General features: G+C 73.6%; 13 protein-coding genes. 5 read left to right on the plus strand and 8 right to left on the minus strand.

Going from position 1 to position 15,648, the window contains the following annotated elements; genetic code table 11:
* The first annotated feature begins 126 nt into the window (after positions 1-126).
* Positions 127-1,017, plus strand: coding sequence for a GNAT family N-acetyltransferase (locus tag ACZ50K_RS34730; RefSeq protein ID WP_468910852.1), 891 nt, complete (start codon positions 127-129; stop codon positions 1,015-1,017).
* A gap of 7 nt (positions 1,018-1,024) precedes the next feature.
* Here ACZ50K_RS34730 and ACZ50K_RS34735 read toward each other — a convergent pair whose 3' ends face one another.
* The 3 genes from ACZ50K_RS34735 to ACZ50K_RS34745 all read right to left on the minus strand — a co-directional run bounded on the left by ACZ50K_RS34735 (position 1,025) and on the right by ACZ50K_RS34745 (position 2,671).
* Entirely contained in the window at positions 1,025-1,282 is a 258-nt protein-coding gene (locus ACZ50K_RS34735; protein ID WP_468910854.1) for a hypothetical protein, read from the minus strand.
* Between the two features lie 16 nt (positions 1,283-1,298).
* A complete protein-coding gene (locus tag ACZ50K_RS34740; RefSeq protein ID WP_468910857.1) occupies positions 1,299-1,634 on the minus strand; it encodes a low temperature requirement protein A in 336 nt (111 codons plus the stop codon).
* A 272-nt stretch (positions 1,635-1,906) separates the two neighbouring features.
* A complete protein-coding gene (locus ACZ50K_RS34745; RefSeq protein ID WP_468910859.1) occupies positions 1,907-2,671 on the minus strand; it encodes an SDR family oxidoreductase in 765 nt (254 codons plus the stop codon).
* Between the two features lie 155 nt (positions 2,672-2,826).
* On the opposite strand from ACZ50K_RS34745, the gene ACZ50K_RS34750 reads away from it, so the two are divergent.
* Positions 2,827-3,204: a helix-turn-helix domain-containing protein gene (locus ACZ50K_RS34750; RefSeq protein ID WP_468910862.1), complete on the plus strand. Its 378-nt coding sequence runs from the start codon at positions 2,827-2,829 to the stop codon at positions 3,202-3,204.
* Between the two features lie 64 nt (positions 3,205-3,268).
* Here ACZ50K_RS34750 and ACZ50K_RS34755 read toward each other — a convergent pair whose 3' ends face one another.
* The 4 genes from ACZ50K_RS34755 to ACZ50K_RS34770 all read right to left on the minus strand — a co-directional run bounded on the left by ACZ50K_RS34755 (position 3,269) and on the right by ACZ50K_RS34770 (position 9,876).
* On the minus strand, positions 3,269-5,749 hold the full coding sequence (locus ACZ50K_RS34755) for a DUF7507 domain-containing protein (protein ID WP_468910865.1): 2,481 nt from the start codon (positions 5,747-5,749) through the stop codon (positions 3,269-3,271).
* Positions 5,750-5,920: 171 nt separating this feature from the next.
* Positions 5,921-6,361, minus strand: coding sequence for a hypothetical protein (locus ACZ50K_RS34760; RefSeq protein ID WP_468910867.1), 441 nt, complete (start codon positions 6,359-6,361; stop codon positions 5,921-5,923).
* A 69-nt stretch (positions 6,362-6,430) separates the two neighbouring features.
* On the minus strand, positions 6,431-8,281 hold the full coding sequence (locus tag ACZ50K_RS34765; protein WP_468910870.1) for a methyltransferase: 1,851 nt from the start codon (positions 8,279-8,281) through the stop codon (positions 6,431-6,433).
* Between the two features lie 341 nt (positions 8,282-8,622).
* Positions 8,623-9,876, minus strand: coding sequence for a 4-hydroxybenzoate 3-monooxygenase (locus tag ACZ50K_RS34770; RefSeq protein WP_468910873.1), 1,254 nt, complete (start codon positions 9,874-9,876; stop codon positions 8,623-8,625).
* 398 nt (positions 9,877-10,274) lie between these two features.
* On the opposite strand from ACZ50K_RS34770, the gene ACZ50K_RS34775 reads away from it, so the two are divergent.
* A complete protein-coding gene (locus tag ACZ50K_RS34775) occupies positions 10,275-11,699 on the plus strand; it encodes an alpha/beta hydrolase family protein (protein WP_468910876.1) in 1,425 nt (474 codons plus the stop codon).
* A gap of 109 nt (positions 11,700-11,808) precedes the next feature.
* Here the strand turns inward: ACZ50K_RS34775 and ACZ50K_RS34780 are convergent, their stop codons facing one another.
* Complete coding sequence (locus ACZ50K_RS34780) at positions 11,809-12,702, minus strand: LysR family transcriptional regulator (protein ID WP_468910879.1); 894 nt, start codon at positions 12,700-12,702, stop codon at positions 11,809-11,811.
* Between the two features lie 71 nt (positions 12,703-12,773).
* Here ACZ50K_RS34780 and ACZ50K_RS34785 point away from each other — a divergent pair, with 71 nt between their 5' ends.
* Positions 12,774-13,166, plus strand: coding sequence for a nuclear transport factor 2 family protein (locus tag ACZ50K_RS34785; RefSeq protein WP_468910882.1), 393 nt, complete (start codon positions 12,774-12,776; stop codon positions 13,164-13,166).
* 81 nt (positions 13,167-13,247) lie between these two features.
* The coding region (locus ACZ50K_RS34790) for a SpoIIE family protein phosphatase (RefSeq protein WP_468910884.1) at positions 13,248-15,648 on the plus strand (2,401 nt) is incomplete at its 3' end.

The following is a 15,648-nucleotide window of genomic DNA, read 5'->3' on the forward strand; positions in this document are numbered from 1 at the left end:
ATCTCCCTGTCCTGGCCGGCCGGCACGTCCGCGGGTCTCCGCCCGCTTGAGGCCAGTGGAAACCATGACGTCGCGGCAAGGTCAAGCGCACCGGGGAGGGGCATCGGGGATCGGGGATGATGGGGCATGCTTTCCGATGGCTGGCACCTGACCCGTGACGTCGACGCGTTCCTCGCCCGGGCCGGGGGATTCCTGGCCTCGCGCCCCGCCCTGCACACCATGGTGCTGACGGACATCGAGAAACTGCGGCGCGCCCGTGGGGTGGCCGGACCGGACGGCGCCGCCGCCGTCTTCGGCCGTCTGGACTCCGGAGGAGGCGGGACCGGCGCGGTCTTCCATCTCGCCCCGCACGGCCGACTGGGCCTCACGCCCCTCTCCGCCGAGCAGGCCGAGGCGCTCGCGGCGCACCTGGCCGGGCTCGGCCACTCCCCCGCCCAGGTGATCGCCGACCGGGAGACCGCCGACGCCTTCGCCGCCTCATGGCGGCGGCAGACCGGCGCGGCCCCGGAACCCTTCTGGCACACCCACCTCCACCGTCTCGACACCCTCACCCCGCCCCACCCGGCCCTGCCGGGCCGGGTCCGTCCGGCGGAGGACGGAGAGCGGGACCGGGACCGGGAGCAGGTCGTGCGGTGGTGCCGGGAGTTCTGCGTGGATGTCGGGGAGCAGGTCTCCATCGACCTGATCGACGCCGGTGCCTGGGAGTCCTCACGTTTCGGCGACCGGCACTTCCTGTTCTGGGAGACCCCGGACAGCTCCCCGGTCTCCATGGCGGCGGTGACCTCGGTGGTCGGCGGCATGGTCCGGGTGGACCCCGTCTACACCCCGGCCCGCTTCCGCGGCCTCGGCTACGCGGGAGCCGTGACCACCGGGGCGAGCCGGGCCGCACGGGCCGCGGGCGCCACGGAGGTCGTCCTGTTCACGGACCCGGCCAACCCCACCAGCAATGCCCTCTACCGGCGCCTCGGTTACCTCAGGATCGCCGACTTCGCCGGGTACCGGTTCCCGGCGCGCTGACGTACGGTCACGACCCCTGCGGCTTCTCGTCGGTGGGCCCGTCGGCCGCCGGTGACAGGAGACGTTCGAGGCCCAGCCGGGCCATCAGGGCGGCCTGGAGTTCCCCCGCTCGGCGGGCCGGGTGCCCTCGCTGAAGCGGGCGGTACCGGACCCGGTCGGCGTTGCGGCCCCGGATGTCCCGCAGGCTCGCGTAGACGGTGCGTCCCGCCTCGGCGAGGGCTTCGACGGTCTGCCTGCCGACTCCGGTGCCGGCTCCGGTGACCATGACGGTGAGGGGGGCATCAGGTCTCCTCGGGGGTGTTCAGTCTGCCGGGGTCAGGGGGCCTCTTCAGGATGACCAGGGTGGCCGTGACGAGGGCGGCGGTGATGAGGCCGGTCAGCAGGACCGGGGCGGGCGCGAACGCGGTGAGGCAGACGGCGACGGGCAGGGTGTACGCGGCGGCGGCCGCGGTCCGCGAGATGTCGGCGTGGCCGGTGGCTTGGGCGACGTTCACCGCGAGTCCGGCGCCCACCGCCGCCGCGGCGGTGAACAGGAAGTAGTGGCCGTACCCCCCAACGGAGCGCGGCGGCCGGCGAGTCGAGCCGGCGGGGCCGTCTCGTCGGCGAAGTACAGCCACCACAGGGACCATCGCCAGGCGCATGATGACGTAGCCGATGGTGATGACGGTGAAGTCGTAGTCCGCGACGGCCGCGCCCGCGCCCCACCTGGTGGGCCTGGACGAACTTCCTGGTTCGCCCAGATCACCGGCGCCCTGGTCATGGCGGCGGGCGCGGGAACGGTGCGGGAGGCCCGTGGTGCGGGAAGACCGTGGTGCGGGGCGGTGTGACCTCGCCCCGCACCACGGTCTTGGACGGACCCGCGGATTCGCGGGTCAGCGGTTCGGCGGGTTCAGCGGGTGGTGTAGCCGCCGTTGAGGAAGAGGGTCTGGCCGTTGGCCCACCAGCCGTCGGTGAGCATGTGGCGGACCCAGGGCACGATGTCCTCGATCTTGGTGAGGTCCCCGTTCATCGCCGAGGACTTGTGGTAGGCGACGGAGTCGTCGTCCTCGGCCGGGTAGAAGAACGAGGTGTCCATCGGTCCGGGCGCGATGTTGTTGACGGAGATGTTCCGGCCGAACAGCTCCTTGGACAGGGCGCGGGTGAAGTGCTCCACGGGTGCCTTGCTGCCCGCGTAGGAGGAGTAGAGGCCGGTGTAGGCGGCGAGCAGGGAGGTGACGATGGTGATGATCTTGCCGCCGTCCTCCATCCGGCGGGCGGCCTCGCGCATCACGAAGAACGCGGCCTTGGAGTTGACCGCGAACATCTGGTCGTACTCCTCCTCCGTGATCTGGGTGAGGGGCTTCTTGAGAACCATGCCGGCGGTGTTGACGCTGTAGTCGAGCTTTCCGAAGCGGCGGACCACCTCGTCGAAGACCCGCTCGACCTCGGCGACCTTCGTGAGGTCGGCCTGGATCGCGAAGGCCTCGCCGGGGCCGGCGTTGATCGTCGCGACCACGTCCTCGGCCTTGGCCCGGGCCGAGTCGCTGTTGTAGTGGACGGCGACCTTGGCGCCCTCGGCGCCGATGGTGGTGCTGATCAGCCCACCGAGGTTGCGGGAGGCGCCGCCGACGAAGGCGACCTTCCCGGCGAGCGTCTTGTCCGGGGTCTTCACCATGGCTGTCTCCTTGAGATCAGGGGTGTGGGGTGTGCCCCCGCGGGCCGTGTGAGGTGGCGCACCCGCGCTCAGCAGCATGCGCCGTGGCCGGGGGGGCTTGAAGGATCCGCGCAGCGGGTTGGATGATCCGCGCACATCGCCGGTGCGCCTCGGGTGTGGAGCCCCGGTCGGAGTCGGGCGGCCTGCCGGCCCGGCGGCTGGCGGAACTGCGCGACTACATCCATGTACACCTGGACCGGCGGATCACCCTGGAGGAGCTCTCCTCGGTCGCCGGGGTCAGCGCCGCCCATCTGAACCGTTTGTTCCGGGCCTCGCTGGGCGAGAGCCCGCACCAGTACGTGCTGCGGCAGCGCGTCGAGCGGGCCCAGAGCGCCCTGCTCCACAGCGACGACAGCATCGCCGACATCGCCGACATCGCCGTGGCGCACGGGTTCGCCGACCAGAGCCATCTCACCCGGGTGCTGCGGCGGGCCACCGGGCTGACCCCCGGCGTGCTCCGGGAGGAGCGGGTTCGGCGGCCGGCCGACGGCTGAGGCGTCGGCCGGCCGGCCGGCCCGTCGGTCAGTCGGTCAGTCGGTCGGCCGGTGGATCGGCGGGTCAGCCGGCCTGGATGGTCCGGGCGCCGTGGCCGGCCCCGGCCGGCTTGTGGGCGGCCTTGCCGGCGGGCTTGCCGGGCTTGTGGGCGGGCTTGCCGGGCTTGTGAGCGGCCTTGTGGGGCTTGCCTTCCGGGTGGTCACCCTTGCAGCCGCCGTGGTCCTTGTCCCGGCAGGGGGCGCAGGCCACGATGGTCACGGTGTTGCTGGTGGCGTCCGCCGGCTGCCCGTTGGGACCGGTTCCGGTCACCTTGGCCACGTCGGTGATCTTCCCGGCGCGTACGTCGGCGGCGGTGGTCCGGTAGGTCGCGGTGCAGATCGTGGACTGACCCGGGGCCAGGGTGGTGGCCGGGCAGCTGACCTTCGGGTTGCCGGGCCCGATGTCGGTGACCTTGATCCCCGAGACCGGGACGGTGCCGGTGTTGGTGACCGTGAAGGTGTAGTGCAGCAGCTGGCCGGCGGCGGAGAACGCGGTCTCCTCCACGTCCTTGTACACCGTCAGCTTCGGTTCCGTGCCCACCGCCGGGACGGTGACGGTGTTGCTGGTGCCGGTCACCGGGCTGCCGCCGGGGGTGGTGGCCGTGGCCCGGCCCAGGTCGGTGACCCGGCCGGCGGCCACGTCCGCGAGGGTGGTGGTGTAGACGGCCGTGCAGGTGGTCGAGGTGCCCGGGGCCAGGGAGTCGACCGGGCAGCTGACCTCGGGGTCCGGGTTGCCCGGTCCGTCGTCCGCCACCGCGAGGTCGTTAAGCACGGTCTGCCCGGTGTTGGTGACGGTGAAGCTGTAGTGGATCGTCTGGCCGGCCCCCGAGAAGCTCTGCTCGAAGGCGGACTTGGCGATCCGCAGACCCGCGTACGGCACGGTCACCGTGTTGCTGCCTCCGGTGACCGCGACCCCGCCGGGGGCGGTGCCCTTGCCGGTGGCGGTGTTGACGACCTTGCCGTTGCGGATGTCGGCGGCGGTGGTGGTGTGGGTGGCGGTGCAGGTGGTCGACGCACCCGGGGCGAGGGTGGTGTCGGGGCAGGTGACCTGCGGGGTGCCGGGTCCGTTGTCGGAGACCGTGAGCGCCGAGACGGGGACGTTGCCGGTGTTGGTGACCAGGTAGCTGTAGTGCAGGGTCTGGCCGGCCGCCGTGAAGTCGTCCTCGGTGGCGTCCTTGACGACGGTGAGGCCGCGGACGGCTCCGTTGACCGGCACGGTGACCGTGCAACCGCCCGCGGTGGCGCAGGAGCCGCCCTCGGAGGTGGCGGTGACGGTGTTGGCCAGGCTGTAGTCACCGGTGACGGGCGCGTTGACCTGCACCTGGTAGGTGACCGTGGCGGTGGCCCCGCCGTTGAGGACACCGGTGTAGATCAGTTCGTCGCCCTGGACGACCGCGTCTCCGGTCGAGGCGGTCACCGAGCCGGGGACGAGCGTGGCGTCGTCCAGGATGCCCGACAGGTCGTCGGTGAAGTCGCCGTTGCCGACCGCCGTGCCGGTGTTGGTCACCGTCACCGTGTACGTGATCGTGTCGCCCTCCGACACCGGGCCGGCGGTGGAGGCCGACTTGGCGACCGTGTACGAGGGCTGCGGGCACTGCCCGGCGTCCTGCCCGGAGGTGCCGCCGTAGAATCCGACGCCCGGGGAGGCCAGGGTGGTCACCGGCAGCGGGCTGGTGGAGGCCGCCGTCGGCACACTGGTCAGCCGGTAGATGTCGCCGCCGGAGCCGAACCCGACGGGAAGGTCGCCGGAGAGCGCGGCGCCGAAGATCTGCGGCATGGTGCCGATCTGGGTGACCGAGTTGTCCGGGTGGATCCGGAACACTCCGGACGGCACCCCGGCCACGGAGCCCGCCGCCGTACCGAAGGCCAGGACGTCCCCGTCGGGCAGGGTCAGGAAGTCACCGGCGGACACCCACCCGGTGGGGAACGACGCGGTGAAGTTCGTGCTGACCCCGGTCGCCGGGTCGATCACGAAGATCTGCGGGGTCGCGAACGAACCGGCCAGCAGCGTCCCGTCCGCGCGCGCCGTCAGCGCGTTGACGGCCGTGTTGCCCGCCCCCGCGAACAGCGGGATCGCACCGGTGATGGCCACGGTCGCGGTCTCCGCCCCGGTGACCGGGTCGATCGTGTACAGGCTGGCGCCGCCGGTGCCGGGGAAGTCCACCCCGTACAGCCTGGATCCGTCGGCGCTGAAGGCGATGTCGCCGTAGTCCCGGACCAGGGGGGCGGTCGACAGCTGGACGCCGGTCGAGTCGTACTGGAACAGGCGCTGCACCGGACCGCCCGTGTTGGCCCACACCGGCCCGGGCGGGCATACGGCGCGCGCCGACGGCCGGGCGGCCTGGGCGCCGCCCTGGGTGACCGCGGTGCCCTTCGATCCGGCCGGATGCGGTGCGGCGGCCGGTGCCGCGAACGCCGCCGCCCCGGCACTGGTCGTCGAGAGCACCAGCGCCACGGCGGCGCTGACGAACGCCCGCCGCATGCCCAACCTTCGGTCCTGAGCCATCTACCACTCCGGTTCGTGCTGAATCGACTCTTCGGATGGCCCGTCCTGCGGCCCGCTCCCGCGATGCGCGGGACAGGGCCGGGACCGGCCAGAGAGATTCATACACAAATCGGATGATTTGAGATATGCGACACACTCGCCGTCCTCGGACGGCGCCGGCACCGCCCCCGATCAGCGGCGGCCGGTGGCCAGGGTGACGAGGAACTGGCCGCCGCCCGCGTCCACGGAGGCGGTCACGGGCAGCCCGGGCACGAGCCGGGAGAACCGGTCCACCAGCCAGTCCGCCGCCTCCTGGGCGTCCTTCCTGGTCGGGCAGCGGCCGACCATCTCGCGGCCGCCCTTGCGCTCCAGCCGCTCGGCGACGGCGATCAGCGGAGCGGGCTCGACCACGTACAGGCTCTCCGGCCAGGCGATGACCACCTTCACCGCGCCCTTGCGGCTGTTGCAGCCGCGGTGCGCGAGCCGCTCGGCGACCTTGGCCTTCCGGTCGGCGGTCCGGGCGTCCACGCTGGGGCCCCTCGGGTCGTTCACCGACTCGTCCGGATCCACCGGTTCGTCGCACACCCAGCAGCGCCAGCCGTCGCGCTCCGCCACATCATCGAGAAGACTCATCCGAGCAAACTAGCCTGCCCGTCCGCCCCCGGCCCAGCCGGGTCACCCCGGCGACCGGGGGCCGGGCCGCTAGCGGACCCCCGGCGCCGCCTTACGGGCGTGCAGGACGCTCGCGCCCAGCGGAAGCGGCTCGCTGCCGACCAGCCGGAGGCCCGCGTGGGCGAGGAGTTCCGCGTAGTGGCCGAGGCGGCGCTCGCGGCCTCCCACGTTGCACATCATGTGGAGGTCCCAGGCGGTCGCCAGCGACGGTGACCCGTCGTCCGGCAGCAGCCGCTCCACGATGAGCAGGTCGGCATGCTCGGGCATGGCCCGGGCGCAGTGGCCGAGGATCTCCCGGCAGCGGTCGTCGTCCCAGTCGTGCAGGACCCTGGACAGCACGTACACGTCACCGCCCGCGGGGACCTCGGCGAAGTCGCCCACCCGGTAGGTGCAGCGGGCGCCGGTGCCGGTGGTGTCGAGGTGTTCGCGGGCGGCCTCGACCACGTGCGGCCGTTCCAGCAGGAGGCCGTTCAGGTCCGGGTGGGCGGTGAGGATCCGGCCGAGCAGCTCCCCGGTTCCGCCGGCCACGTCGACCACGGTCCGCCGGCCGGAGCCGGCACTGGCGCCGGCGGCGGCGCCGGCGGCCGCTGCCGCGATGACCGGATGGGCGGGGAGCGTCTCGAACATGTGCGAGCTGGCGGCCATGGACCGGTCGAAGCGTTCGGCCAGGGCGGGATGGCGGGCGAAGTAGTCGAAGTGGTTCTCGCCGAAAAGCTGCTCGAAGCCGGTCCGGCCGGTACGCACGGCGTCGGCGAGCAGGGCGAAGGACTGGTAGAACGCGCCCCCGTACATCAGCGCCAGCGCCCGCATCGAACCGGCGGCCTCCGCGCGCAGCAGTGCCCCGAGGGGGGTGAGGCGAAACCCCTTCGGCTCCTGCTCGACCACGCCCAGCATGGCCAGATAGCGGAGCAGGGTGGCGAGGCTGCCCGGATCGGCGCCGACGGCCCGTGCCAGTACGTCCACGCCGACGGCGGCACGGGCCGTGCCGTCGGGCCCGGCGTCCGGGCCGGCGGCCGGGAGGTCCATGGCCTCGGGCAGCCGCAGCCGTGCGCAGGCCGCCAGCGCCTGGGTGGTCCAGGCCCCGGTCATCAACCGCAGGAGCGTTTCGGCGGGCTGCCGGGCACGGAGGGCGTCGAGGTGCGGGGCGAGCACGTCGCGGTGGTCCCCGCAGGCGTAGAGCTCCACCCGCCGGTATCCGGCCTTGGAGTCGGCGGGGGCGGTGAAGTAGAGGACCGTGCCGTCCTCGTGCGGGTTGTAGCCCCCGCCGTCGGCGAGGGCCCCGTGCCGGGCGAAGGTGGCGCACAGCCCGCGCAGCACCAGCGGGTCCGGGTGCAGGACCTCGAAGGCCACGTGCGCCTCGTGGTCCGCGACCCGCTCCCGTACGGCGATCTCCTCCAGCTCGGAGCCGGCCGGCACCGGCAGGGTGAACACCTCGACCATCCGGCGTTCGCCGTCACGGCAGTCCACCGAGGGACGCAGAATCCTTACGTCCAGCTCGGCCGCGGTCCGGCCGTGCCGGTGGGCCAGCCGGTCGCGGACGACGACGCTGGGCTGGGCCGGCTGGTCGGCGTCCAGGCCGCAGGCGGCCAACTGCCCGCGCAGCGCGGCCTCGCCGCGCGGGAAGACGAGGAGGGCGGCGTGCGCGAAGCGGCAGCGCTCGGCCAGCGCTGCCAGCTCCGGTCCGTCGAGGCCGGGCAGCAGGAACCCGAGCAGCGTGGTGGTGTCCTGGTTCCGGACGAAGTCGACGGCGGCGCCCAGACGGGCGGTGTCGTCGGCGGTGCTCGCCGCCGCCGTCTCAGGTGTCCTCGCGGGGGTCACGACCGGTGTCACGGTGGGTGTGGCGGGGGACGTGGTGACGGGTGGCGCGGTGGGGGTCGTCATGGAGTCCTCGATGGGGGAAGGGAGGGTGTGCGGGACGGCTGATGACGGGGAAGGGCGGGTGGGGCGGGGCAGCGTGGATGGGGCGGGGCAGCGCGGATGGGGCCGCGGCGGAGTGGGACGGTGGGTGTGCGGGCCCGGCCGGGGCCGGGTGGCCGGAGGCCCGGGCGGGGGCGGCCCGGCGGGGGCCGGTGCGTACCTGGCCGGTCCGGCGCCTGCTGGGCCTGTTCGGTTCGTGCCGGTCCGGCCCGGTGTGCCCCTGGCCGGTTCGGGGGGGGCGGAGCGCTCGCCGTGGCAGGGCGGGGGCGGGGGCGGGCCGGGGGTGGTCGGTGGTCCGGGCCCCCTCAGAGGCCGACGTAGTTCTCGGCGAACCAGTCCTGGAGGCTGCGCGAGGTCCGCAGCGCCTCGATCCGGGAGTGGCGCAGCCGGTCGTGGAAGAGCGAGCCGTCGTCGTCCGGCCCGGCGGTGGCCCGGCCCGGCTCGGGTTCCGCCCCCGGGGCCGGCCGGGTGTGGAGCAGACCGATCATCCAGTGGGAGAACTCCTGTGCCCGCCAGATGTACTCCAGGCATTCGGCGGAGTAGCGGTCGAGCGCTCCGGGGTCGCCGTGCCGGAGGTCGGCGACGAGGGCCCGGGCGAGGATCTCGGCTTCCAGTACGGCGAGGTTCGCCCCCTTGGCGGCGGAGGGGCTGATCAGGCTGGCGGCGTCGCCCGCCAGGTAGAGGGAGCCGTGCCGGAGGGGTTCCAGGACATCGGACTCCAGGTCGACGACGGCGCGTTCGAGGATCCGGCCGCGGGTCAGCGGGCCGTGTTCGGCCGCGCCGAGCCGCAGTTCCAGTTCCTCCCAGATCCGGTCCTCGGACCAGGTGTCGGGGAGGGTGCCGGGTTCGACCTGGAGGTAGTAGCGGGTGACGAGCGCGGAGCGGGCCATGTGCCCGGCGAAGCCCCGGGGGTGGATGGCGTAGCCGACCGCGTCCAGGCTCGGCGGGGCGGCCGCGAGGACGCCCAGCCAGGTCACTCCGTGGTCGCGGTGGTGGCGGCGCACCGCGCCGTCGGGGAGCGAGCGGCGGGCGGCGCCGTGCCGGCCGTCGCATCCGGCGACGTACCGGGCGCGCCATCGGGCGGGGCGGCCCCCGCTGTCGCGGGCCTCGACCATGGGGTGGGGTCCGTCGGTGTCGTGGACGGCCAGCGCCTCGGTTTCGAAGTGGATCCGGCCGCCGGCGTCCGTGTAGCGGGCCAGCAGGTCGGTGACCAGTTCCTGCTGGGGGTAGACGGTGTGCCACTCGCCCTTGCCGAGCCCGCTGTAGTCGAGGCGGAAACGATTGCTCTCGGTGCGGAACTCGCAGCTGGCGTGCCGCTGTCCGCGCTGGTGGACGCCGTCGGCCAGGCCGTGGCCGTCGAGGATGCGCACGGTGTGTTCGGCGAGGTAGCCGGCCCGGGCCCTGGTGCGCACGTGCTCGCGGGTGGCGCGTTCCAGGATCACGCAGTCGACTCCCGCGGCGAGCAGGAGGTTTCCCAGGACCAGTCCGGCGGGCCCGGCTCCGAGGATGGCAACGTCGGCCGATTCCCATGCCGTTGGGGTTTTCTGGCTTGTTGTCATGAGGGTGGAGCTTAAGCAGTGGAAAGTCTCCGGCCAGACCAAGATCACCCGAATGCCACAGGGGCGGGTGGGGTTGTTGTGGCTGGTGGGATTCGGCGTGTATCGAAAATCGATCATGGGCCATGAATGGTCACGATTTGTGGCGCGAAGCTCTCGGGGATCGACGAGGACCCTCCGCGCGGGTTCCGGGCCGCCGGGCGCCTCCGTCCGGCGGACCGCCGGGTCCTCCGGGCGGACCAAGCCGGTCCCCGGGGTGAGGAGCCTGCGACCCTGCGCCTCCGCAAGCCCACGACCTGGACGTTCGCCCATCGGGCCGGCGCTCCCGCCGCCCGCCCGACCGCGGCCCGCACCCACCGGTTCGGATGCCGACCCCGGGGGCGGCGGTTACGTTCCGGGCCATGAAGCAGCCAGCGGATCCCCGGTCCTCCGACCCCACCCGTCGCGCTCTGCTCGCCGCCGGGGCCGGGGCCGGCGCGGCGCTCGTGGCCGGCTGCGCCCGCGCGGGCGCGCCCGGGGCACCGGCGGCGGCCACCACCGGCGCCTCGGCGGCCGCTTCCGCGTCCGCGAGCGCCGCGGCCGCCGGTATCACCCCCGGTGTGATGACCCTGTTCAAGGACCCGGCGTACAACTTCAACGGCCTGCTCGCCCTCGGCGCGTCCGGTGCGGGAGCCGCGGAGGTCGGCGAGGTCCTGACCGCCGTGAACGCCGTCAACGACGCCGGGCTGTCGGCCCAGACCTTCGTCACGACCTTCCGCGAACTCGGCGACCGGCTCCTCAAGGCGCCCCCGGGCGCCCCGGCCGACGACCAGACCCGGCGCTTCCGGGCGCTGCGGGCCGCCCAGTACTACGGCCAGGCCCTGTTCTTCGTCCTCGGGTCCGACGATCCGGGCAGCGAGGAGAAGCTCTACCGCTCCGGGCGCGCGGCCTGGGACACCTTCTGCGACCTCTGCGACCCGGCTCCGGTCAAGGCGAACGTCCCGTACGGCAGCACCCCCCTGCCGGTGTGGTTCTTCCGGCCCGACACCTCCAACACCCCGCGCCCCACGGTCATCCTGACCAACGGCAGCGACGGCCAGAACGTCGACATGTGGACATATGGCGTCCCGGCCGCCCTCGAACGCGGCTGGAACGCGCTCGTGTACGACGGCCCCGGTCAGGGCCAGCTGCTGTTCGTCGACCGGGTGGTGTTCACCCCGACCTGGGAGAAGGTCGTCACCCCGCTCGTCGACTGGCTGACGGCCCGGCCCGACGTGGACCCCGACCGGATCGCCCTCACGGGCCTGAGCATGGCGGGCGACCTCGCCCCCCGCGCCGCCGCGTTCGAAACCCGGATCGCGGCACTGGTGGCGATGCCGGGGTGCGTGGAGCCCTGGCTGGGGTTCCCGGCGGAGATCCGTCAGATCCTCACGCCCGACAAGCAGCAGACCAACGACATCTGGAACAAGGAGGTCGTGCCGCAGCTGACCCCGGCGGACGCGGCGGTGATGAAGAAGCGCTTCGAGCCGTTCTCCGTCCCCGCGATGCTCGAAGCCAGGCAGGGCAAGCTGTTCACCGACTTCTACACCCCCGCCACCCGCGTCCGGGCGCTGTCGATCACCGACGTCGTCCCCCGCATCAAGGCGCCCACCCTGGTGCTCGACTACGAGGGCGAGCAGTTCTATCCCGGCCAGCCGCGCCGGATGTACGAGGCCCTCACCTCGCCGAAGGACTATCTGAAGCTGACCGCCGCCGAGGGCGCCCAGCTGCACTGCTCCCCCATGGCCCCGCAGCTGCACTGCGAGGTCGTCTTCGACTGGCTCCAGGAGACCCTGCCGGGCAGCTGAGAAGCCGGGCGTCGCCCCAGGCGGCCGGGGCTCGCCGCGGCCGCCGGAGGGCCCACCGGAGGTCCCACTGGAGGACCCGCTGGAGGACCCGCTGGAGCGGCGCCCGCACTCACCTCTGGTCCGGCAGTCCGTCCGCGCGCAGTGCGGCCAGCAGACGGTTCCGCAGGAGCCGCACGGCCGGTGAGCGCCGGCCGTGGCCGGTGACGAGCCCGAGGCGGGCGTGGCTGGCGGCATCGGTGAGCGGGACGGTCCGCAGTCCGGCGCCCTGTGCGGAGGAGGCGCTGAGCACGGCGGTACCCGCCCCGCGCTCGGCGAGGTGGAGCAGGGCGGCCGGGGAACTGGCCTCCAGGTCCACCCGCGGGTCCAGGCCGGCCCTGCGGCACGAATCCTCGTAGGCGGCCCGGATACCGGTGCCGGGCGGGAGGCAGAGGATCTTCTCGTCCCGGAGGTCGGCGAGGCGCAGGGCCGTCCGGTCGAGGGGGTGGCCGGGCGGGACGACGGCGGTGACCGGCTCGTCGAGGACGACATCGGCCTCCAGGCCCGGAGCGGCCTCGCCCGCGTAGCCGATCAGGGCCAGGTCCAGGGAGCCGTCCAGCACCTGGGCCTGGAGGTCGGTGGAATGGCCCTCGTGCAGGCTGAGTTCGATGCCGGGGTGGCTGCGGCCGAGGCCGGCGACGGTGTCGAGGAAGGCCGGGATCGAGCAGCCCATGATCATGCCGAGCCGGATCCGGCCCCGGACGGCGTCGGCGTACTCGGCGGCGGTGTGCCGGATGTCCTCAAGGGTGGTGAGGACGTTCCTGGCGAGCGGGAGGACCGCCTCGCCGGCCGGGGTGAGGCGGATCCGGCGGCCGGAGCGGTCGAGCAGCGTCTGCCCCAACTCCGCTTCCAGTTTCGCTACTTGGGTGCTGATGCCGGACTGGCTGACGTGCAGGCGGTGGGCGGCGGCGGTGAACGTGCCCTCGTCCACGATCGCAGCGAGGTAGCGCAGCTGATGGAGCTCCATATCTGCAGATGATAGATCCCATCCGTTCCATCTGTTGGACGGATGGAAGGGAAGGGGCGGAGCATGGGGGCATGACGAACCCGAAGACAGAGACGAAGACGAGGACTGCGCGGGAGCTTGCCGAGACCTATTTCAGCTCCTGGGAGGCGGGCGACTTCGAGACCCTCCGGGGGCTGCTGGCCGAGGACGTCGAGTTCGTCGGCGCCCTGGGGACGGCCTCGGGGGCGACCGAGGCCCTCGACGGGCTGCGCGGGCTCGGCCGGGTACTGGAGAAGATCGAGGTCAGGGTGCGGGTGGCGGAGGGCGACGAGGTCATCACCTGGTTCGACCTGCACACGAGCGTGGCGGAGCCCGCCCCCACGGCCAACTGGATGCACGTGGAGGACGGGCGGATCAGCCGGATCCGGGTGACCTTCGACCCCCGCGCACTGCTGGCCGGCTTCGAGGCCCGGGCCGGCCGGTGAGCTGACCGGGGGCTGCCGCTGCCGACCCGGTCGGACGGGGGCAGGATGGAGAGGGACCCGCGCCGGGGAAGGAGGTCTTCCATGACCGGCCCTTCCGCTGCTCCCGTCCCTCCCGGCCCCGTACGCGTCGTGCCCTCCGAGGCCGGCGGGCTGCTGGACGTGCTCAGCGTGGCCGCGGTGGTGCTGGACACCCAGGGGCGGATCACCCTCTGGAGCCCCCAGGCCCAGCAGTTGTTCGGCTGGACCGCCGAGGAGGCCCTCGGCAGTTACGCGGCGAAACTGCTGGTCGACGACGAGTACGTCGACATGGTGCTGGAGCTGTTCGCCAAGGTCATGGTGGACGGCAGCACCTGGGCCGGGGTGTTCCCGGTACGGCACAAGGACGGCTCCTCACGGCTGGCCGAGTTCCGCAACATGCGGCTCCAGGACGAGCACGGCGGCGTCTACGCCCTGGGCGTCGCCTGCGACGAGGCGGTCCTGCGCGGGGTGGAACGCGACCTGGCCCTGTCGGTGCCCCTGGTCGCACAGTCCCCGCTCGGGCTCGCCGTCCTGGACACCGACCTCCGCTATGTCATGGTCAACCCGACACTGGAGCGGATCAACGGGGTGCCCGCCGGACAGCACCTCGGCCGGACCCCCGGGGAGGCGCTGCCGTTCCTGGACACCGAGGCGATCGAGGCGTCCATGCGCCGGGTCCTGGACACCGGGGTACCACTGCTGGACCAGTACGGCATCGGCCGTACGCCCGCCGATCCCGACCACGAACACGCCTGGTCGGGCTCGTACTACCGGCTGGAGGACCACGGGGGCCGGGTGATCGGACTCGCCCTGATGGTGGTGGACGTCACCGACAGCTACCGCGCGGCCCGGGAGGCCGCGGAGGCCCGCCGGCGCCTGGACCTGATCGCCGAGGCCTCCGTCACCGTCGGGACCACCCTCGACCTGCAAAGGACGGCCCGGGAACTCGCCGGCCTCGTGGTGGCGGACCTGGCCGACATCGCCTCGGTGGACGTCCTCAGCTCCGTGCTGGAAGGCAGCGTGGCGACGACGCCCGGGCCCGGGCCCGGCCGGGCCCTGTTCACCGCCCTCGCGGTGGCGGCCTCCCACCCGACCGCCGCCGTCCGCGCGGCGGACCCGGTCGGCGAGAGCGCCGCCTACCCGGCCGACCGCCTGGTCACCCGCTGCGTCAACACCCGGCGCCCCGTCCTCGTACCGCGGATCGGCGGCCCCGAACTGGCCCGCATCGCCCGCGACCGGGCCGCCGCGGACCTGCTGGCCCGGTCCGGCGCGCACTCCTACCTGGCCGTGCCGCTGACCGCCCGCGGCCAGGTCATCGGCGCCCTCGGCTTGCTGCGCACCCGCGATCCCCGGCCCTTCGACCAGGACGACGTCACACTGGCCGGGGAACTCGCCACCCGGGCCGCCATCGCCATCGACAACGCCCGCTGGTACCAGCACGCCGCCGACACCGCCCTCACCCTCCAGCACCACCTCCTCCCGCACTCCGCGCCCCGGGCCGCCGGACTGGAGATCGCGTTCCGCTACCGGCCCTCGGCGGCGGCCAGCGGGATCGGCGGCGACTGGTTCGACGCGATCCCGCAACCCCGGAACCGGACCGCCCTGGTGGTCGGCGACGTCATGGGGCACGGGGTCCACGCGGCCGCCACCATGGGACAACTCCGCACGGCCACCCGCACCCTGGCGGGCCTCGGACTGGATCCGGCCCGGGTCATGCGCCATCTGGACCGCATCACCGCCGAACTCGACGGGACCATGGCGACCTGCGTGTACGCCACCTGGGACCCGCGCCGTTCGCGCTGCCGGATCGCCCTCGCCGGGCATCCGCCCCCGGTCCTCGTCCGGGCGGGCCGGCCTCCGGAACTCCTGGCCCTGCCGGCCGGTGTGCCCCTGGGCACCGGAGGCCTGGGGCTGGGCGCGGCGGGCCCGCACCTGGGCGAAGGCGGGGTCGGATTCGGGGCCGGGGTCGGATTCGGGGACGGAGTCGGGGGCGGATTCGGGTGGCCCGGTTGGGGTGCGGGCGGCGGCGGGGGTGCGGGCGGGGCGTGCGGCTTGGCCGACATCGGTGGCACGGACTTCGAGAGCACCGTCCTGGACCTGGCCCCCGGGGACCGGCTCGTCCTCTACACGGACGGGCTGGTCGAAACGCGTGACGAGGCCCTGGACGACCGTCTGGACCTGCTCCGCGGGCTCCTCGCCGAGCCGGGGCTGCCCCTGGAGGCGACCTGTGACCGGCTGCTGTCGGCGCTCCGGCACGAGGAGGCCTCGGACGACATCGCCCTGGTCATCGCGCACGTCACGGCCCCCGCGCCACCCCGGCCGGGGGGGGGGGGGGGGGGGGGGGGGGGGGGGGGGGGGGGCCGGGGGGCCCCGCCCCGCGGGGGTTCTAGCGGGCGGTCGCCGCCGGGGCCACCAGCGGCGGGATCCAGTCCCGCTCCTCGGCCAGGTCGGCGCTCACCTCGGG

Source organism: Streptomyces sp. NPDC033845 (assembly GCF_055576225.1).